The sequence below is a fragment of the Kitasatospora sp. NPDC101176 genome, assembly GCF_044768035.1.
Taxonomy (GTDB): domain Bacteria; phylum Actinomycetota; class Actinomycetes; order Streptomycetales; family Streptomycetaceae; genus Kitasatospora.
In genome coordinates, this window is record NZ_JBIWPA010000026.1 from 1 (window position 1) to 20,611 (window position 20,611).

Below are 20,611 nucleotides of genomic sequence, written 5' to 3' on the forward strand. Positions count from 1 at the left end.
CTGCGCAATCTGGCACAACGACCACACTGGTCAGCCCGTCATGCGCTCGCTGACCGCCTACGACCACTAACCCTTCGCATCATTCATCTAGGGGGAGTGAGCGGAAGGCCGAGACAGAACCGTCGTCCGGCGTACCGGACGGCCTGAGCGCCAGACACCGAGACCTGATGCATCGTCAGAAAAGTCAGCAAAAGGTCAGCATTCATCCGAGCAAACGCTGTCACACCCACCCACATGTGAGACTCTGCGGATCTTCGAATCCCGTCTCGCCCGCCCTCCGGAACCCGACCCAGCCATCGCCGCCCGGCAGGGGCGTCGGGCCACCGCAGCACCGGCGGCCGACCGTCTCTACCAATCCACCGACACGCGTCTCCGCAGGTCAGCGCACCCTCCCTCGCGCCTTCAAGGGAATCGAGGGCAGCTCCGGGGCGGGCAGTCGGCCGCCGTCGTAGCCGTGTACTTCGCCGAACCGGACACCCTTCTCCCAGTCATTTCGTGCCTGTACGATCTCCTCACCGGATCGGCCGATGAAGTTCCACCACATGACGATCTCCTCCTCGAAGGGGGTGCCGCCGAGGAGGACGGTGCGGGCGGGGGTGTCGGAGGTGTTGGTGAGGGTCAGGGCGGTGGCACCGGGGGCGAGGTAGCCGAGGTCTCCGGGGTGGAGCGGGGTGTCGGCGAGGCGGACGTCGCCCTGGTCGACGAGCAGGCCGTGTTCGAAGGCCGGGTCGACGGCCAGGGTGACGGTGGCGTGCGGGTCGAGGGTGAGCTCGGCGCCGAGCAGCGGGGTGAAGGTGGGGACGGGGGAGGTGTCGCCGGCGAGGGTGCCGAGGAAGACCCGGGCCCGGCCGCCGTCGAGGGCGACGGGGAGCGGGGCGTGGTGGTGGAAGTCGCGGGCGGTGTGCCGGTGCTGCTCGGGGAGGGCCACCCAGAGCTGGACGCCGTGGAGGACGGCAGTCGCGGGGGTGGAGACCTCGGAGTGGCTGATGCCGTGTCCGGAGGTCATGAGGTTGACCTCGCCGGGGCGGACGAGGGCGTGGACGCCGAGGCTGTCGCGGTGCTCGATCTCGCCGCTGAAGAGCCAGCTGACGGTCTGCAGTCCGGTGTGCGGGTGCGGGGCGACGTCCATGCCGCCGGTGCGGGCGACGTCGTCCGGCCCGTAGTGGTCGACGAAGCACCAGGCGCCGATGAGGGTGCGGGAGCGCTGGGGCAGGGTGCGGCGTACGGTCATGGCGCGGGGCCCGCCGAGGGGGACGTCGCGGGCGGGCAGGACGTCCACGGTGGTGTGCGGTGCGGTGGCGGCGTCGGTCTCGGCGGTGCTCATGGGTGAGGGTTCCTCCCGTGCGGCGTTCGGAAAGATTGTTTTATCTTCAACTATAGTGTCATGGCAAGGTGGCAACCGACAGCGATCCGGTGGAGGAGTTCAGGTGAGTGAAGTGACGACGGTCTCGGCTGACCGGCGGGTGTTCATCGACAAGCAGAGCCCGCAGGCCTATCGCGCACTGCTGGCGGCCGCCGAGGCGGCGCGGGCGGTCGCCGCCGACGCCGGACTCGACCGCGTCGTGGTGGAACTGGTCAACCTGCGGGTGTCCCAGATCAACGGTTGCGCCTACTGCCTCAACGTGCACACCAGGGCCGCGCTGGCCGCCGGCGAGACCGCCCAGCGGCTGGGCGTGCTCCCGGCCTGGCGGGACACCGAGCTGTTCACGCCGCGGGAGCGCGCGGTGCTCGGCCTGGCCGAGGCCACCACCACCCCCGCGGACGCGGGTGTCCAGGAGGAGGCCTACCGCGCCGCGCGCGAGGTGCTGTCGGACGAGGAGATCTCTGCCGCGGTGTGGGTCGCGATCACCATCAACTCCTTCAACCGGGTGTCCATCATGAGCAAGCACCCCGTGCGGCCGGCGCCGGTGCGGTAGTCGCGCGGGCGCGGGGTGGCCGTGCGCCCCCGGGCGGGGCGGATGCCTCGCCCGGGGGAGTCCGCCGGTGCGGTGACGGATGTTCAAACAAGCGCGCCGGTGGTCGAGTTCCCGGCGGTTGGACGCGTACATGACGCCTGGTGGGAGGGGTCGCGAACCCTTGACCGGGGGGTGGGTTCTCTGCGAACCTCTCGGCAGGTCAGGACCATGGTCTTTCCGCGGGGGAGAAGATCGGCTCCGATTCGGTTGTGCGCAGGGGGGATCTGGGCGGGCCGGGAGGGTCGCGGCCGGAGCGGCCGGTCGGCCGGCCAGGGGCGGGCCGGACACCACCAGACGGTCGCGTCACCAGCGAACCCGCGGCGCCGACACCCTCGGCTCCCGGTCGCGTGCCCGCACCGATCGCCGACCGTCGAATCGAGCCGCAGATGCCAGAGTCCTCCGCCGTGCCCGCGTCGCCCTTCCAGCAGGGGGTCTGGCTGACCGAGCGGCTCGGGCCCGTGCACGGGGCGTTCCTGATGCCGGTCCGGATCTCCTTCGACCGGGTCGACGCGGCCGCGCTCGGACGGGCGGTGAAAGAGCTGACCGGGCGTCACAGCGCCTTGTCCCGGGTGTTCGTGGAGCGCGACGGGCGGATCCTGCAGGAGCCCGGACCGGCCCCGCTGCTGGAGGTGGCCGACGCCTCCGGGGACGGGCCGGAGGGCCTGGCGAAGCGGCTCGCCGAGGACGCGGCCCGGCCGATCGACCTCCGGACCGGCCCGCCGGCGCGGTTCACCCTCCACCTCGGCGGGGGCGGCGGCGCGGAGCTGCTGGTCGTCGTCCACCACGCCGTCTTCGACGGGGAGTCCAAGGACGTCCTGGTCGCCGACCTCGCCGTGGCCTACGCCGCGGCCCTGGGCGGACCCGCATCCACTCCGGACCGCCCGGGTCGGCCGGACCTCCTCGCCGCCCACCCGGCGGGCCCTGCCCACCCGGCGGCCCCGCCCCCCGCAGTGCCGACCCCGCACCCCGCCCCGGAGCTGGTGCGCCGCGCCGCCGACTGGTACGGCCCGCGCTGGGCGGCCGCGACCGACCCGGTGCTCCCCGGACTGCCGCGCGCCGTCACCGCGGCCGGGCCGGGGGAGGCCGTCGGCTGGCGGCTGGACGCGCCGGAGCGGGCCCGGCTGGCCGACGCTGCCGCGCGCAGCGGCGTCACCGTCTTCGAGTTCCTGCTCGCCGCCCTGCACGGGCTCCTGCTGCGCTACGGGGGCGAGGCCGTCCCGGTGTCGGTGCCGCTCTCCGTCCGCGGGCCCGGGCAGGCCGGTGAGCTGGGGATGTTCGTCAACGAGCTGCCGGTGCACGCGCCGGCCGGGGCGACGGCCGCGTCGGACTTCGCCGGGTACGCCCGGGCGGTACGGGCCGAGGTGCGCGCCGCGTACGCCTTCCGGACGGTGCCGTTCGGCGCGGCGGTGGGCGGTCTGACGCCGCGGGTCGGGCTCTGCCCGGTGTCCTTCGGCTACCGGCGGAGCACGGCCGCCGACCCGGTGTTCCCGGGGAGCACCGCCCGGGTGGACCGGGCGGTGTTCAACGGCGCCGCCCGCAACACGCTGCACCTGCAGGCCGTGGACACCGCCGAGGGGCTGGAGCTCTCCCTCCAGTACCCGCCCGCGGTGCTGTCCGCGGCCGCCGCCGGACGCGTCGCCGGGCACTACCGCACGCTGCTGGCGGCCGCCACCGAGCGGCCGGACGCGCCGCTGGGCTCCCTGGCCCTGCTGGGCCGCGCCGAGCGCCGGCTGGTCACCGCCGAGTGGAACGACACCGCCCGCGACTACCCCCGCGACCTCACGGTGCTGGACCTGGTGCGCGAGCGTGCCGCCGGGACGCCGGACGCGCCCGCTGTCGTCGCGCCCGCCGTCGTCGCCCCTGCCGTCATCACCCCCGCCGGCTCCCCGCCGGCGGACGCGGGTGCCGTCGCGGTCGCCGGACCGGTGCGGCTGAGCTACCGGGAGCTGCTCGCCCGTGTCGACGGCCTGGCGGCCGCGCTGCGCGGCGCCGGCGTCGGGCCGGGCGACCTCGTCGCTCTGCACCTGGGGCGCAGCGCGGACCTGCCGGCCGCGCTGCTCGCCGTGCACGCCGCCGGGGCGGCCTACCTGCCGCTCGACCCCGGCCACCCCGCCGAGCGGCTGGCCCACCTGCTGGCCGACTCCGGCGCGACCCTGCTGCTCGCCGACCGGGAGCCCGCCCCCGCCGTCCTGGCGGCCGCCCCTGCGGTGCTGCGCCTCGGCGCCGCCGGCGCCGCGCCCACGGCCTCCCCGGCGCCCGCGGCAGCCGGTTCTCCGAGCGCGCTCGCCTACGTGCTGTACACCTCGGGCTCGACCGGGCGGCCCAAGGGCGTGGAGGTCGGGCACCGGGCGCTGGTCAACCTGCTGACCTCCTTCGCCGACCGGCTCGGCTCCTCGCACCGCGACGCGTGGCTCGGGCTGACCTCGCTCTCCTTCGACATCTCCGGCCTGGAGCTCCTGCTACCGCTGGTCACCGGCGGCCGGCTGGTGCTGGCCCCGGACGGCGCGGCGACGGACGGGCCGCGGCTGCTCGACCTGGTCCGGCGCGAGGGCGTCACCCACGTCCAGGCGACCCCGTCCGGCTGGCGGGTGCTGCTCGCCGCCGGGCCGCTGCCGCCCGGGCTGACGGCGCTGGTCGGCGGCGAGTCGCTCCCCCTGCCGCTGGCCCGTGAACTGCGCGCCGCTGTAGAGGAGTTGACCAACGTTTACGGGCCCACCGAGACGACCGTCTGGTCGACCTGGCGGGCGATCCCGACCGCCCCGGACACCGTGCCGATCGGTCGGCCGATCGCCAACACCCGCGCCTACGTGCTGGACCCGGACGGCCGCCCGCTGCCGGTCGGGGTGCCCGGCGAGCTCCACCTCGGCGGTGACGGCGTCGCGCAGGGCTACCGCGGCCGCCCCGAGCTGACCGCCGAACGCTTCGTCGAGGACCCGTTCGCCGGCGGCCGGATGTACTGCACCGGTGACCTCGCCGCCTGGACGGAGGACGGTGAACTGACCTTCCACGGGCGGATCGACGCCCAGGTGAAGATCAGGGGCCACCGGGTCGAACCCGGCGAGGTCGAGGCCGTCCTGCTGGCGCACCCGGCCGTCGCCGAGGCGGCCGTCGCCGTGCACGAGGAGACCCCGGGCGAGCCCGAACTCGTCGGCTACGTCGTCCCGTCCTCCGGCGCGGGGCCGGCCGACGGCGCTGAGCCGGTCACCGACGCCGAGCCGGTCACCGACGCCGAGCTGCGGGAGTACCTGCGGCGCACCCTCCCCGCGGTGATGGTGCCGCGGCGGTACCTACGCCTCGACCGCCTGCCGCTCACCCCGAACGGCAAGCTGGACCGCCGGGCGCTGCCCGCCCCGCCCCGGCCGGACGCGGTGGCCTCCGCCACGGCCTCCCCGCCTGCAGCGCCTGCCACGCCTGCCCCACCTGCCGCGGCACGCCCCGGTGCCGGGGCCGAGCAGCCCGACGAGGTCGCCGCCACCGTCCTGGCGATCTGGCGGGAGGTGCTCGCCCTGCCCGAACTGGGCCCGGACGACGACATCTTCGAGCTCGGCGGGCACTCCCTGACGATCATCCAGATCACCGCGCGGATCCGCGCCGCGCTCGGGGTGGAGCTCGACTTCGACCTGTTCTTCGACGTCTCCACGCCGGCCGGCATCGCGGCGGCCGTCCGCGAGCGCCGCTGAGACGGGCCCGGCGAGCGCGGCCGGGCCCCGGACGCACTCCGGGTGCGTCCGACCTCCCGGCCGCCGGCCCGTCCGACCGCCCCCGCTCCCGTCACCGGCCCCGCACCCCCGAGCGGCGTCCCCGTCGGCTCGGCACCCGTCACCAGCACCCGCCCGTCACCAGCACCCGCCCGTCACCAGCACCCGCCCGTCACCAGCACCCGCCCGTCACCAGCACCCGACCGTCACCAGCACCCCGCCCCGCCTCGCCCGAATGGACCGCCGATGACCGACACCCAGGACCTGCCCGCCGACTGGTCCGCCACCAAGCGCGCCCTGCTCGCCCAGCGCCTGCGGGGCGCCGCGGCGCCGAGCCGGACGGTCGGACCCCGCCCGGCGGGCAGCCCGCCGCCGCTGTCCAGCGGGCAGGAACGGCTCTGGTTCATGGACCAGTTCAGCCCGGGCGGCACGGCCTACGCACTGGCTCCGGCCCGCCGGTTACGCGGTCCGCTCGACCGGCAGGCCCTGGACCGGGCGCTCACCGACCTGGTGAACCGCCACGAGGGGCTGCGGATGTCCTTCCCCACCACCGACCACGGCACCGCCGAGGTCGTGATCGCCCCGCCGGGCCCGTTCCCCGCCGAGCCGGTGGACGTCTCCGCCGGCCCGGACCCGGAGCGAAGAGCCGCCGAGGAGGTCGGCGCGCTGGTCGCCCGGCCCTTCGACCTGGCGGCCGGACCCCTCCTCCGGGCCCGGCTGATCCGGCTCGGCGCCGAGGACCACGTCCTCGCGCTGGCCATGCACCACATCGTCTGCGACGGCTGGTCCATCGACATCCTGAACCGCGAACTGGACGCGCTCTACGCCCAGCACGCCGACGGCACCCCGGCCGGGCTGGCGGACCTGCCCGTCCAGTTCGGCGACTACGCCTGCTGGCAGCGCGAGCGCCTGGCGGGCGGCGCCCTCGCCGCCTCCCGGGAGCACTGGCGCGCCGAACTCGCCGGCGTCCCGGCACTGGAGCTGCCCACCGACCGGCCGCGGCCCGCGCTGCTCACCTTCGAGGGCGCCGCCCTGGAGCTGCACTGGGGCCCGGAGCTGGTGCGGGCCGTCGCCGAGTGCGCCCGCGCGCACGGCGCGTCGACGTACATGGTGCTGATGGCCGGGCTCCAGGTGCTGCTGGGGCGGCACGCCGGGCAGCGGGACTTCGCCGTCGGCTCCGCGGTGGCCGGCCGGCTGCACCGCGAACTGGAGGGCGTGGTCGGCGCGTTCGTGAACATGCTGCCGATCCGGGCCAGACTGGAGCCCGGGCGGTCCTTCGCCGAGCTGCTCGCCCGGGTGCGGGAGACCACGCTCGACGCGTACACCCACCAGGAGGTGCCGTTCGAGCAGATGGTCGCGGACCTGGACGTGGAGCGGGACGTCAGCCGCGCGGCCGTCTTCCAGACCACCTTCGCCTTCCAGAACTACGGGGAGCGCACCGCCGTGCCCGCCACCGAGGGCTTCGGCTACCGGGCCACCACCACCCACGCCGACCTCGCCTTCTACCTGCGGGAGAAGCGCGACGGCGGGCTCTACGGGCTGATCACCTACCGCACCGACCTCTTCGAGGCCGACACCGTCCGGCGGCTCGCCGAGCGCTTCGAGGTGCTGATGGCGGCCGCCACCGCCGACCCGGCGCAGTCCGTCGACGAACTGCCGGTGCTCACCGCGACGGAACGCCACGACGTGCTCGAACGCTGGGCGGCGGGCCCCGAGCTGCCGTCCGGCGGCCCCGGGACGCTGACGGCGCTGCTCGCCGCGGCCGCCCGCGAGGCAGGTGACCAGCCGGCCCTGGTGTGCGCCGACCGGACCGTGAGCCACCGCGAACTCGACGCCAGGGCCACCGTGCTGGCCCGCAGGCTGCGTGCGCTGGGCGTCGGCCCGGACGACCGCGTCGCGATCTGCCTGGAACAGTCCCCGGAGCTCGCCGTCGCCCTGGTCGGCGTGCTGAAGGCCGGCGGCTGCTACCTCCCGCTGGACCCGGAGCAGCCGCCCGCGAGGCTCGCCCGGCTGGTCGCGGACGCCGGCGTCCGGGTCCTGGTGACGGACTCGCGGCTGAGGCCGCTGCTGGCCGACCACCAGGGCGCGGACCTGCTCCTCGACGAGCTCGCGGAGGAGCCCGCCGCGGCCGGACCCGCCGGGGCCGAACCCGCCTACGGAGAGGGCCCGTTGGAGGAGACCTCCGGACCGGACGACCTCGCCTACCTGATCTACACCTCCGGCTCCACCGGGCAGCCCAAGGGCGTCGCGGTGCAGCACCGCCAGATCCTCAACTACCTGGCCGGCGTCCGGGAACGGCTGCGGATCGAGCCCGGTGCGAGCTACGGACTGCCGCAGTCCCTGGCGTTCGACTTCAGCCTCACCATGCTCTACCTGGCGCTGACCACCGGCGGCCGGGTGCACCTGCTGCCGCGCCGCGTGGCCGGGGCCGAACTCGCCGAGCACATCGAGCGTGAGGGCATCGACTACCTCAAGATGACACCCTCCCACCTGGCCGCGCTGATGGCCGACACGGCCCCCGAGCGGCTGCTCCCGCGCCGGGCCCTGGTGCTCGGCGGGGAGGCCTCGTCCCGGACCTGGGCGGCGGACCTGGCCGGCCGCGGCCGGTGCGCGGTGTTCAACCACTACGGGCCCACCGAGGCCACCGTCGGGGTCACCGTCCACGAGGTGCTGCCGGGCGAGGCCGGCCCCGGCAACACCCCGATCGGCACACCGCTGGCCGGGGCGCGCTGCTACGTGCTGGACGCGGCCCGCCGGCCGGTGCCGCCCGGGGTGACCGGCGAGCTGTACGTCGGCGGGGACCGGCTGGCCCGCGGCTACCTGGGCCGCCCCGACCTGACCGCCGAGCGCTTCGTCGAGGATCCGCTCACCGGCGGCCGGATGTACCGCACCGGAGACCTCGCCCGCTGGCGGCCGGACGGCGCGCTGGAGTACCTGGGGCGCGCGGACGACCAGATCAAGGTCCGCGGCCACCGGGTCGAGCCCGGGGAGGTCGAGGCCGCGCTGACCGCCCTGCCCGGCGTCACCCAGGCGCTGGTCACCCTCCACGGCGAGGGCGTGCGGCAGAACCTGGTCGGCTACCTGGAGCACCCCGGCCCCGGGCCCGCGCCGACCGCCGCCGAGCTGCGCGCGGCGCTCGGCGCCGTCCTGCCCGACCACATGGTCCCGGCCCGCTACGTGGTGCTCGACCGGCTTCCCCTGCTGGCGCACGGCAAGGTCGACCGCCGGTCGCTGCCCGAGCCCGGCGACCCGGCGCCGAGCGGCGGCCACGTCGAGCCGGAGGACGGCGCCGAGACGCTGATCGCCGGGATCTGGGCGGAGGTGCTGGGCGTCGAACGGGTCGGCGCGCTGGACGACTTCTTCGACCTCGGCGGCCACTCCCTGCTCGCCACCCAGGTCGTCGCCCGGCTGCGCCGGGCCTTCCCCGGCCTGCCGGTGCCGGTCGGGGTGATGGACCTGTTCACGCACTCCACCGTCCGCCGGCTCGCCGCCCTGGTCACCGACCCGGCCGCCGAACGCGGCGCCGGCGGCCTGCTCCACCGGCTCACCCCGCCGCGGGTGCGCACCACCGCCAGCCTGGTGTGCACCCCGTACGGGGGCGGCAGCGCCCTGATCTACAAGCCACTCGCCGACGCGCTGCCGCCGGACTGGGCGCTCTACTCCGTCGCCGTCCCGGGGCACGAACTCGGCGAGGACCCGATGGACATCGACGAGGTCGCCGCGACCTGCGCCCGCGAGATCGTCGAGAACGTCCCCGGCCCGATCGTGCTCTACGGGCACTGCGGGGTGGGCGTGCGCCTCGCGGTGGAGATCGCCCGGCTGGTCGAGGCGGCGGGCCGGGAGATCGAGGCCGTCCACCTGGGCGGCATCTTCCCGTTCGCCCGCCCGCGGGGGCGCGGCGCCGCCGTCGGCGAGCGGTGGGCGGACCTCGTCGACCGGCTGCGCAGCGACCAGGGCATGATCAACGCCCTGGCGGCGGCCGGCCTGGACACCGACGAGGTCGACGCCGAGCAGCTGCGGCTGATCGTGCGCAACCGCCGCACCGGCACCAAGGAGGCCGAGCGCTACTTCACCCGGCTCTTCGAGGGCGGCGGCGGAACGGGCCCGGCCGCGGACGGCGGCACAACGGGCGTCGCGGACGGGGAAGGCGCCGGTTCCGCCGCGGACGGGGCGGCCGCCGGCCGGCTGCGGGCCCCGATCATCGCGGTCTGCGGCGAGCGCGACCCGGCGACCGAGTTCTACCAGGAGCGCTACCGCGAGTGGCACCGGCTCGCCGACACCGTCGCCGTCGTCGTCCTCGACGAGGCCGGCCACTTCTACCTCAAGTACCGGGCCGCCGAACTCGCGGAGATCCTCACCCGCGTGCACCGCTCGATCGCCGCGGGCCGGGAGGAGCGCCACCGGCGCACCGCCGGGGCGACCTGGTGGCTCGCCGGCACGTCCCGGGACACCGGACGGGACGGCGGGCGGCAGGCGGCCCCGCTGCGCCCGACCATGCGCCGCTTCCTCACCGTCGCCTCCGGGCAGCAGGTGTCGATGATCGGATCGGCGCTCACCGAGTTCGCGCTCCCGGTCTGGATCTACCTGCGCACCGGCTCCCTCGCCCAGTTCGGCCTGCTGGCCGCCTGCGGACTCGTCCCCGGCATCCTCGCCGCGCCGCTCGCGGGGGCCGTCGTCGACCGTGGCGACCGGCGCCGCGTCATGCTGTACGGGGACCTCGCCGCCGGCGCCACCCAGGCCGTCCTGCTGATCCTCCACCTCACCGGGGCGCTGCAGGTCTGGCACGCCTACCTGCTCGTCGGCGTGCTCTCCGCCGCGCTCACCTTCCAACGGCTCGCCTGGAACGCGGCGGTGCCCCAACTCGTCCCCAAACGCTACCTCGGCCGGGCCAACGGCCTCGTCCAGATGGCCTTCGGACTCGCCCAGTTCCTCGTCCCGCTGTTCGCCGTCGGCCTGCTCGCCGCCATCGGGCTGGGCGGCATCCTCACCCTGGACGTGGCGAGCTACGCCGCCGCGCTCGGCGTCACCCTGGCCGTCCGCTTCCCCGACCTGATGGGCGCCAGCCGCCGCGAGAGCGTCTCCGCCGAGATCCGCGAGGGCTTCCGACGCGCCCTCGGCAGCCGGCACTTCCGGGCCATGCTGCTGTTCTTCGCGGCGCTGAACGTCTTCCTCTCCCCACTGTTCCTGCTCACCACCCCGCTGGTGCTCTCCATCGCCCCGCTGGCCGCCGCCGGCTGGGTCTCCACCGCGGCCGGCCTCGGCGCCGTCCTCGGCGGGCTCACCCTGCTCGCCTGGGGCGGGCCGCGCCACCGGCGGCTGCGCGGGGTGCTGCTCGCCACCCTGGCACTCGCCGCGGCCTGCCTGGTCACCGGGCTGCGCCCGGCCGTGCCGGTGGTCGCGCTCGGGGCCTTCGGCATGGCCTACACGCTGGCCCTGGTCAACGGCGTCTACGCGACGATCGTGCAGACCAAGGTGCCGCTGCGCTTCCACGGCCGGGTGATCGCGGTGAACACCATGGTCGCCTGGTCGACCCTGCCGGTCGGGTTCGCGCTGGTCGCGCCGTTCGGCCCCCGGCTGCTCCAACCGCTGATGGACCACGACGGCGCCCTCGCCCCGACCGTCGGGCGGCTCATCGGCACCGGCGAGGGCCGCGGGATCGGACTGCTCTACCTGCTGTTCGGCCTCGCCATGGCGGCCCTCGTGCTCGCCTGCCTGGCCGTCCCCGCGCTGCGCCACTTCGACCGCGACGTGCCCGACGCGGAACCCGACGACCTGGTCGGCCTGCAGGCCCTGCAGGGCCGGGCCGCCCCCGCACCCACCAGCCCGCACCGCTCCGAGACCGAGGTGACCCTCCGGTGACCACCGCCACCCACCCGCTGACCGCCGAACAGCGCCGGCTCTGGTTCCTCCAGCAACTCCACCCGGAGGACGCCGGGTTCAACATGTACCTCAACCGGCGCTGGACCGGCCCGATCGACCCGGAGGCCCTGCGCACCGCGCTGCACCGGCTGACCGTCCGGCACGAGGTGCTGCGCACCCGCTTCGCACTGGACGGCGACGAGCCCGTCCAGCTGGTCGAGCCCCCGGCCGGGATCGAGCTGGCCCGGGTCCGACTGCCGGACGGCGCCGACGAGTCCGCGTTCACCGATGCCTGCCGCCGCTACGTCAACGCGCCCTTCGACCTCGCCGTGCGGCCCCCGCTGCGGGCCGCGCTGGTCAGTGCGGGCGAGCGGGAGCACGCGCTCTGCATCGTCCTCCACCACATCGTCTCGGACGGCTGGTCGTTCCGGACGATGTGGCGCGAACTGCTCGCCCTCTACCGCGAGGCGATCGGCGAGGCACCCGCGGACCTTCCCGAACTCCCCTTCCAATACGGCGACTTCGCCAGGGCCGAACAGGCCAGGACGGCCGCCGGGGCCGGCGAGGAGGCGTTCCGCCACTGGGCCGGCAAGCTGGCCGGCACCGGGGTGCTGCGGCTGCCGCTCGACCGCCCGAGGCCCGCCCGGCCGACCCGGCCCGCCGGGTTCACCACCGTCCACCTCGGCGCCGAGGAGACGACCGCGCTGGACCGGCTGGCCCGGCAGGAGCGCTGCACCCCGTTCATGGTGCTGCTCACCGGCTACCAGTTCGTGCTCGCCCGCTGGACCGGATGCCGCGACTTCCTGGTCGGCACGCCGCTGGCCGGCCGCACCGAGGCCGCGCACGAGGCACTGCTCGGCTACTTCAGCCGGACGGCCGTGATCCGGGCCGAGCTCGGCGGGCGGCCCGACTTCCGCACCGCACTGCGCCGCACCCGCTCGGCCACGCTCGCCGCCCTGAGCCACCCGGACCTGCCCGTCGAGCGCCTGGCGGCCCACCTCGACCTGCCCGCCGAGGCCGGCGCAGGACCGCTCTACCGGGCGGTGTTCGTCCACCAGAGCCAGTACGACCTGGCCGCCGGCCCCGGAGCGCCCGCGCTGCCCGCCGGCGTCCGCACGGCGAGCATGGACTCCGGCTTCGAGCAGGCCAAGACCGATCTGCTGCTGGACAGTTGGCGCACCCCCGACGGCGGGCTGACGCTCTCCTTCTGCTTCGACCGCGAGGTGCTCGACCGGGCCACCGTGGAGGCCCTCGGCCGGCGCTGCCGCGACCTCCTCGCCCGGGTGGTCGACGACCCGGGGCTCGCCCTGGACGGGGACTGGGCGGTCGGGCCGCAGGAGCGCGCTGAGCTGCTGGCCCTCGGGCAGGGGCCGGCGGACGCGGCGGGCTCGGCGGATGCGGTGGGGCCGGCGGGTGCCGGTGTGCGGACGGTGCTGGAGCGGTTCGCCGAGCAGGCCGCGGCCCGCCCGGACGCGCCCGCGCTGGAGTGCGACGGCCAGGCCCTGAGCTATCGCGAACTCGACCGGCGCTCCACCGACCTGGCCCGGCGGTTGGGGCCGGTGGCCGGCCGGGTGGTCGCGGTCTCGATCCCGCCCTCCTTCGACCTGGTCGTCGCCCTGACGGCGGTCTGGAAGGCCGGCGCCGCGTACCTGCCGCTCGACCCGGCGCACCCCGAGGAGCGCCGCCGGCTGATGCTGCGCGAGGCCGACGCGGTGCTGGTCCTCGACGGGGCGGAGAGCGGGACCGGCCCGGAGAGCGGGGCCGGCCCGGAGGCCGGGAGCGACCGACCGGACGGGCCCGAGGCCGCCGCCGACCCCGGCGGCCTGGCCTACGTGCTCTACACCTCCGGATCCACCGGCGCCCCCAAGGCCGTCGCCGTCGACCACCCCGCGCTCTCCGCCCGGGTCGCCTGGATGGCCGGCCCCGACGGGTACGCGCTCGGGCCCGCCGACCGGATCGTCCAGTTCGCCTCCCTCGGCTTCGACACCCACGCGGAGGAGCTGTGGCCGGCGCTCGCCTCCGGCGCGTGCGTCGTCCTGCTCCCCGGCGGCGGCCGCAGCCTGCCCGACCTGCTGGGCGGCCCGCACGGCGACACCGTCACGGTGCTGGACCTGCCGACGGCGTACTGGGAGGAGCTCGTCGGGCTCGGCGAGCAGACCCGCTGGCCGGCCGCGCTGCGCCTGCAGATCCTCGGCGGCTCCCAGGTCGGCGCCGACGCCGTCGCCCGGTGGCACGCGCGCCACGGCGACACCGTGCGGCTGGTCAACACCTACGGCCCCACCGAGGCCACCGTGATCGTCACCGCGACCGACCTCACGTCCGACGACGCCCTCCATCGCCCCCCGCTGGGCCGCCCGCTGCCGGGCGTCCGGCTCTACGTGCTGGACGAGCAGGGCGGGCTGCTGCCGCGCGGCGCCGAGGGCGAGCTGTACGTCGGCGGTGCCGGCCTGGCCCGGGGCTACCTCGGCCGCCCCGACCTGACCGCCGCCGCCTTCGTGCCGGACCCGTTCGCCGGGGGCCGGATGTACCGCACCGGTGACCGCGCGCGCTGGCGCACCGACGGGCGGCTGGAGTACCTGGGCCGCGTCGACGGCCAGCTCAAGCTGCGTGGCTACCGGATCGAACCCGCCGAGATCGAGTCCGCCCTGGCCGCCCACCCGGCCGTCGCCCAGGCCGCGGTGGCGCTGCGCGGCGGGCGGCGGCTGCTGGCCTACGCCGTCCCCCGCCCGGGCGCCGAGGCCGACGCCGCCGGACTGCGCGCGCACCTGGCGGCGCGGCTGCCGGCCTACCTCGTACCGGACACCGTGGTGGTGATGGGGAGGCTGCCGCTGACCCCGAACGGCAAGCCCGACCTCGCCGCGCTGCCCGACCCCGAACCCGACGGCGGCCCCCGCTACCTCGCGCCGCGCACCGATGCCGAACAGTTCGTCACCGGGCTCTGGCAGGAGGTGCTCGGCCTGCCCCGGGTGGGGGTGCTCGACGACTTCTTCGCGCTCGGCGGGGACTCCCTGCTGGTCACCCGGGTCGCCGCGCGGATCCGGGCGGGCCTGGGCCTGGACGTGCCCATCCGCGAGGTGTTCGAGAGCGGTACGGCGGCGACGCTGGCGGCGCGGATCGAGGCGCGGCTGATCGCCGAGATCGACGCCCTGAGCGAGGACGAGGCCGCCGACCGGCTCGGCGGGTGAGCTCCCGGCCGGCCCCGCCGGTCGGGGGGCTTCCGGGGGTGCTGGCGCCCGGAAGCCCGGACGGCCCTCGTCGACCGGACCCCCGGGGCGTGTGACCGGGCGCTCCACCTGGCCGGAGCGGGGGGCCGGGGCGGGGGAGGCGGCGCTGTCGGGAGCGCCGTCACGGGCCCCGCTCGGTCAGGGCGGTTCGTCGCCGCCGAGGCCGAACCGTCCGCGTGCAGGGCCGGAGGAGTGCCGTCCCCGCTCCGGCTCACCTCACCGGACCGCGGTGGCTCCGGTCACCACGCGCTGATGACCGGCACGTCGTGTTCGTGCTGTCGCCAAGCCTCGTCGAGGCGCGCGATCCGACCCGCGGCGGCGATGCCGCGCAGCGACGCGACCTTGCCGCCGCTGACGTCGAACGCGACGGCGCCCACGACCCGGTCGTCGACCACGGCGAGGACCGCCGGGGATCCGTTGACCAGCGCGATGTGCATCGCGGGCGAGCCGCCGGCCAGCCGCCGCTTCGCCGGCGTGGCCTTGAAGCCGGCCCGAACGAAGGAGGCGATGCGCTCGCGCGTCGTGTACCGCAGGAGCCGCCTGGCCAGTCCGGCGCCGTCCGAGACCGCGGTGGCGTCGGCGGTGAGCAGCGCCACGAGCCGTTCGGTGCGCCCCGACACCGCGGCGGCGAGGAACTCCTCGACGACCCGGCGCGCGGACGCGGAGTCCACCTCGCCACCGCCGCGGCGCTCGGCGGATACCCTGCGGCGGGCCCGGTGGACGTGCTGCTGGCTCGCGGACTCGGTGATGTCGAGGATCCCGGCGATCTCGGCGTGGGAGTAGGAGAAGGCCTCGCGCAGGACGTAGGCGGCCCGCTCGACCGGCGAGAGGCGCTCCATGAGGGTCAGCACGGCCAAGGACACCGATTCCCGCTGCTCGAAGGTATCGGCGGGGCCGAGCATCGGATCGCCCTCGAGGAGTGGTTCGGGCAGCCAGTCTCCGGCCGCTCGCTCGTGGCGCGCCTGCGCCGAGCGGAGCCGGTCGAGGCAGAGGTTGGTGACGACCTTGGTCAACCACGCCTCCGGCACGTCGATGCGGTCCCGGTCCGCGGCCTGCCAGCGGAGGAACGCGTCCTGCACGGCGTCCTCGGCGTCGGCGGCCGAGCCGAGCAGGCGGTACGCGAGCGAGGCCAGCCGGCCCCGGCCGGCCTCGAACCGATCGATGGCTGCGCTGTCCATGCGGGGCAGCCTATGCGGCGGTCCCCGCAGCGGTCCGGCCAGGCTCGGCGGCCAGGCGGAGCTTGCGCTTCGGCATGCCGAAGGTCGGGTGGACGATGCCCCACCCGGCCCCCGTGAGCACGCCCGACTTGAGCCGGGCGGCGGCCCGGCCGCCCAGGTACCAGGACCTCGACCGGACGTCCCCGTCCACCATCTGGAAGATCGCGTCCCGCTGCCCGAGGCTGATGTGGTTCCCGTAGTACTTCAGCCCGGTGGTCGGGACCCGGCGGCCCGTCAGGCGCGCGATGATCGCGGCGGTCGCCTGCATGGTGGTGAAGCCGGCCGAGGCGCAGGACATCGGCAGAGGCCGCCCGTTCGCGCCGATCGCGTAGGCACAGTCACCGACGGCGTAGACGTCCGGGTGCGAGATCGAGCGCATGGTGCGGTCGACGACGATCTGGCCGGTTTCGGCGACCTCCAGGCCGCCGGCGGCTGCGATGGGGTGAACGGCGAACCCGGCCGACCACACGGTCACGTCGGCGGGAGCGGACCTGCCGTCGGAGGCGATCACCCGTGTCGGCTCGACGGCCACGACGCCGGTGTGCTCGTGGACGGTGACGCCGAGCCGGTCGAAGGCCCGGTACAGGTGACGGCGGGCCCTCGGGGAGAGCCAGGCGCCCGGCTCGCCGCGGGCGGCGAGCGCGACGGAGAGGTCGGGCCGGCACTCGGCCAGCTCCGTGGCGGTCTCGATGCCGGTCAGCCCCTCACCGACCACCAGCACGGTGCCGCCCTCACCGAGGGCGGCCAGGCGCTCGCGCAGACGCAGCGCCGAGGCCCGGCCGGTCACGTCACAGGCGTACTCGGTCACGCCGGGGACACCGTGGTCGGCCGCGGAGCTGCCGAGCGCGTAGAGGAGCGTGTCGTACTCCAGCTCGCCGTCGCCGTCCTCGCCGGTCAGGGCGACGGTCCTGCGCTCGGGGTCGACGCCGGTGACGAGCGCCAGGCGCAGGCGCACCCCGGTGCCCGCGAAGACGTCGGCGAGCGTGAGGGACGCGAGGTCCCGGCCGGCCGCGAGCTGGTGGAGTCGCATCCGCTCGACGAAGTCGGGCACGGCGTTGACGACGGTCACCTCGGTGTCGGCGGGGGAGAGCCGGCGGGCCAGGTTCCCGGCGGTGAAGGCCCCGGCGTATCCGGCGCCGAGTACGACGATGCGGTGCTTCATGGCGTTACTCCTGTCTCGTTCGCGTGCCCCTTGGACGAGACGGCGCCCCGGTTGCTGACAGGAGCGGGATGTGATGCGGGTCACTCGGTCGGGCCGCAGGTGCTCGGGCGGGTCCGTCACACCGCGGGACCCCCGCTGCTCGGGTGGCCGGTTCAGCGGCTCACCGGCCGGCTGCAGCGCCCGGCCGCAGGGCGGCCCCGGCGGTCAGGCCCCCGCCGCCGCGGCCAGTGCGGCGGCGAGGTCCGCGGCCAGCGCGTCCACCGCACCGGCCGGAAAGGCGTGCTCGTTGTAGCGCAGCCAGCAGCGCAGCCCGCCGTCCGGCTGCTCGGTGACGGCGAGCTCCGGGACGTGCCGGTCGCCGCCGGGGAGCGGGTAGGGCACGGTGGCGTTGCGCGGTAGCTCCCACGCGGCGCAGGCCACCCCGGGCAGCTGTGCCGGGGCGCTCCAGCTCTCGTACCGCAGCCAGGCCGCGAACGGGACCAGCGGGCTGAACTCCGCGAAGGGGTAGAGCTGGTGGTCCAGCGCGGCGGTGGCGGCGGCCCGCACCCGGTCGAGCAGCTCGGCGAACCCGGGCGAGCCGGAGGCGTCCACCCGCAGCAGCAGCGACTGCACGAAGCAGCCGACCGCCCGTTCCGCCTCCGGCCTGGTCCGGCCCGGTACCGGCGTCATCAGCACGAGGTCCCGCTGCCCGCTGCGTTCGGCCAGCAGCCCGCTCCACACCGCGGCCACCGCGAGGAACGGCGTGGCCCCCAGCTCCGCCGCCCGGGCCCGCAGGGCCGCCGCCCGGGCGGGCGGCACGGTGAACGCCCGGGCGGCGCTCAGCACCACCTCGGTGTGCCGCCGCCCCGGGAAGGGTTCGACCGCGGCGGGCGCGCCCGCGAGCGTGGCCGCGAAGTGCGCCCGGTTGGCCGGCCAGTGCGCGTTCGACCACTCCACCAGCTCGCGGTAGGCCGGCCCGGGGCGCGCCGCCGGGGCCGGGCGGCCGTTGCGCAGCGCCGAGTAGCACACCCCCAGGTCGCGCAGCAGGACGCCGAGCGACCAGCCGTCGGCGACGAGGTGGTGGACGGCCAGCAGGACGACGTGGTCCTCCGGCCCGCGGCTCACCACGGCCAGCCGGGTCGTCGGCCCGGCCGTGTGGTCCGTCGGGCGGTCCCGTTCGGCGACCAGCCGGGCCGACACCTCGGCGTCGTCGAGGCCGGGGGCGTCCACCAGCACCACGTCGGCGGCCGGTTCGTCGTCGAGCACCGTCCGGTGGAGGCCGGGCGGGGTGTCCGGGCCGCTCCCGGGCACCGGGAGGAAGCGGGTGCGCAGCGCGGGGTGGCGGCGGACCACCTCGTACAGGGCCTCGGCCAGCGCGTCGGTCCGCAGCTCCGCCATCACCCGGAACATCACCGCCACCGAACCGACCTGGCGGCCGGGGGCCTCGGCCATCCAGCGCAGGAAGTTCTCCTGCTGCGAGGTGAGGGGCAGCGCGTGCGGCTGGGCGCGCAGCGCCCGCAGGAAGGCCGGCACCCCGGCCGCGGCCGGAGCACCGCCGGCGGGTGCGGTGGGGTCGGGCGCCGCGGTGACGTGCGGGGTGGGGGCCGTCGCCGCCTGCTCCAGCCAGGCGGCCTGGGCCCGTAGCGAGGGCCGTTCGAAGACCAGGGCCGTCCCCGCCGCGACCCCGAACTCGGCGGTGATCGCGGCGGCCAGCTGGACGGCCCGGAAGGAATCCCCGCCGAGGGCGAAGAACTCCTCCTCCACGGCCCGGACCGGCCGCCCCAGCACGCTGCGCCACAGGCCCGCCAGCGCGAGCTCCCGTGCCGTGGCCGGCGCGGTGCCGCCCGAGGCGGTCGCGGGCTCTTCGAAGCGCGCCCGCAGGCGGTGCTTGACGACCTTGCCGCTGGGGTTGCGGGGCAGGGCGTCCGTCAGCAGGACGCGCACCGGCAGTTCGGGCCGGGCCAGCCGGGTGCCGAGGAAGAGCCGCAGCTCGTCGAGGTCGATCCCGCCGGGCGCGGGGACCACCGCGGCGACCGGCACCTGACCCATCACCGGGTGCGGCAGCCCGAGCGCGGCGGCGTCGGCGACCCGCGGGTGCTCGTGCAGCACGGCCTCGATGCGCAGCGTCGAGACCTTCAGGGCGCCGGACTTGACGACGTCGCTCTCGCGGTCGACCAGGTGGAGGTGGCCGTCCCCGTCGAGTCGGCCGAGGTCGCCCATCCGCACCCAGCCGTCCCGGAACACGTCCGCCGATCCGGCTCCGACGTACCCGCGCGGCGGGCCGGGCTGGCGCAGCCAGATCTCGCCGGTGCCGCCGGGGGCGACGGGCCGTCCGGTCTCGTCGAGGATCCGCAGGGCGGCCGGGTCGGTCGGGCGGCCGACCGACCCGGGGCGGGCCGGGTCGACGATCGCGGAGACCTGGGCGGGGGAGGCCTCGGCGGAGGTGTAGGTGTTGACGACGGTCGCCTTCGGGAGGGCGGCGCAGAGCCCGGCGGCGACGGCGGGCGGGAGCGCGGCGGCCGAGGAGCTGACCAGCAGGACGCCGGAGAGGTCCCGCCGGTCGGCGACCCCGGAGTTGAGCAGCTCGACCGCCATGGACGGCACCAGGAAGACGGTGCCCGCGCCGAACTCCTCCACCACCCGCCCGAACTCCTCCGCGTCGAAGCGCGGCAGGCAGATCGTGGCGGGCTGCGCGGTCAGCGCGTTGACCAGCACGACCTGGGCGGCGTTGGTCCCGATCGGGAAGGCGTGCACGGCGTACCGGGAGTGCGCGTACGGGCGGGGGCGGGGGGCGAGGACCAGCCCGGCGGTGAGGCTGGCGTGAGCGGCGCGGACGCCCTTGGGGGCGCCGGTGGTGCCGGAGGTCCCGATGATCTGGGCGAGGTCGCCGGGGGCGGCCCGGTGCGGGGGTTCGGCCGCGGGCGCGTCGCCGGCCCGGCCCTCGGGGCCGCCCGGGTGGCCGGGGCCGTCCAGGGCGCCGGGGTCGTTCGGTCCGGTTCCTTCGTCCGGTTCATCCAGTTCGTCCAGGCGGAGGGTGGGCAGGGAGGTGTGCGGCCCGCCTCCGGCGATCGCCAGCCGGGCCCCGGCGGCCTCGATGAGCCGGTCGACGTCCTCGGGCGGCAGGTCCTCCCGGATCACCAGCCCGGCCCCGCCGGCGTAGTGCGCGGCCAGGAACGCCACGGCGTACGCGTCCCACTCCCGGTTGGTGAACAGCAGCGCCACGCGGTCGCCGGGGCGGACCCCGGCCCGGGCCAGCCCGTGGGCGGCCCGCACCGCCCGCTCGCGCCACGTCCGGTAGGTCAGGCTGCCACCGCCCGGTACCAGCAGTGCCGTCCGGTCGGGGTGCAGCGCGGCCCGGTGGTCCAGCAGTGCGGGGAGGGTGAGGGGTGCGGGGGCGGACTGGGCGCTGATGACGACTCCCGGAGGGCTGCTGACCGCTGAGTGATCCAGAACGTATCGGAACAGTGAAAGGAAGCGCCAGATCCATTCACAACTCGTCACCGCCGTTGGCCGGGGC

Annotated in this window: 8 protein-coding genes; 4 read left to right on the forward strand and 4 right to left on the reverse strand. The window is 76.1% G+C overall.

Annotated features, from left to right (window positions below):
* Nucleotides 1-379 precede the first annotated feature (379 nt).
* On the reverse strand, nucleotides 380-1,324 hold the full coding sequence (locus ACIRS1_RS28525) for a pirin family protein (protein WP_402844839.1): 945 nt from the start codon (nucleotides 1,322-1,324) through the stop codon (nucleotides 380-382).
* A 103-nt stretch (nucleotides 1,325-1,427) separates the two neighbouring features.
* On the opposite strand from ACIRS1_RS28525, the gene ACIRS1_RS28530 reads away from it, so the two are divergent.
* The 4 genes from ACIRS1_RS28530 to ACIRS1_RS28545 all read left to right on the forward strand — a co-directional run bounded on the left by ACIRS1_RS28530 (nucleotide 1,428) and on the right by ACIRS1_RS28545 (nucleotide 14,697).
* Nucleotides 1,428-1,916 (forward strand): carboxymuconolactone decarboxylase family protein, encoded by a 489-nt coding sequence (locus ACIRS1_RS28530; RefSeq protein ID WP_402844840.1) that lies wholly within the window; start codon nucleotides 1,428-1,430, stop codon nucleotides 1,914-1,916.
* Nucleotides 1,917-2,341: 425 nt separating this feature from the next.
* Nucleotides 2,342-5,635, forward strand: coding sequence for an amino acid adenylation domain-containing protein (locus tag ACIRS1_RS28535; protein WP_402844841.1), 3,294 nt, complete (start codon nucleotides 2,342-2,344; stop codon nucleotides 5,633-5,635).
* Between the two features lie 264 nt (nucleotides 5,636-5,899).
* Entirely contained in the window at nucleotides 5,900-11,512 is a 5,613-nt protein-coding gene (locus ACIRS1_RS28540) for an amino acid adenylation domain-containing protein (protein ID WP_402844842.1), read from the forward strand.
* A complete protein-coding gene (locus tag ACIRS1_RS28545; RefSeq protein WP_402844844.1) occupies nucleotides 11,509-14,697 on the forward strand; it encodes an amino acid adenylation domain-containing protein in 3,189 nt (1,062 codons plus the stop codon). The genes ACIRS1_RS28540 and ACIRS1_RS28545 overlap by 4 nt, the downstream gene beginning before the upstream one ends.
* A 278-nt stretch (nucleotides 14,698-14,975) precedes the next feature.
* Here the strand turns inward: ACIRS1_RS28545 and ACIRS1_RS28550 are convergent, their stop codons facing one another.
* From ACIRS1_RS28550 to ACIRS1_RS28560, 3 genes are all read right to left on the reverse strand, one after another.
* Nucleotides 14,976-15,914 (reverse strand): sigma-70 family RNA polymerase sigma factor, encoded by a 939-nt coding sequence (locus tag ACIRS1_RS28550; RefSeq protein WP_402844845.1) that lies wholly within the window; start codon nucleotides 15,912-15,914, stop codon nucleotides 14,976-14,978.
* Between the two features lie 10 nt (nucleotides 15,915-15,924).
* Entirely contained in the window at nucleotides 15,925-17,115 is a 1,191-nt protein-coding gene (locus ACIRS1_RS28555) for an NAD(P)/FAD-dependent oxidoreductase (protein WP_402844846.1), read from the reverse strand.
* Nucleotides 17,116-17,319: 204 nt separating this feature from the next.
* The gene (locus ACIRS1_RS28560) at nucleotides 17,320-20,595 is read right to left on the reverse strand and encodes an AMP-binding protein (protein ID WP_402844847.1); all 3,276 of its coding nucleotides are present in this window, start codon (nucleotides 20,593-20,595) and stop codon (nucleotides 17,320-17,322) included.
* Between the last annotated feature and the right edge of the window lie 16 nt (nucleotides 20,596-20,611).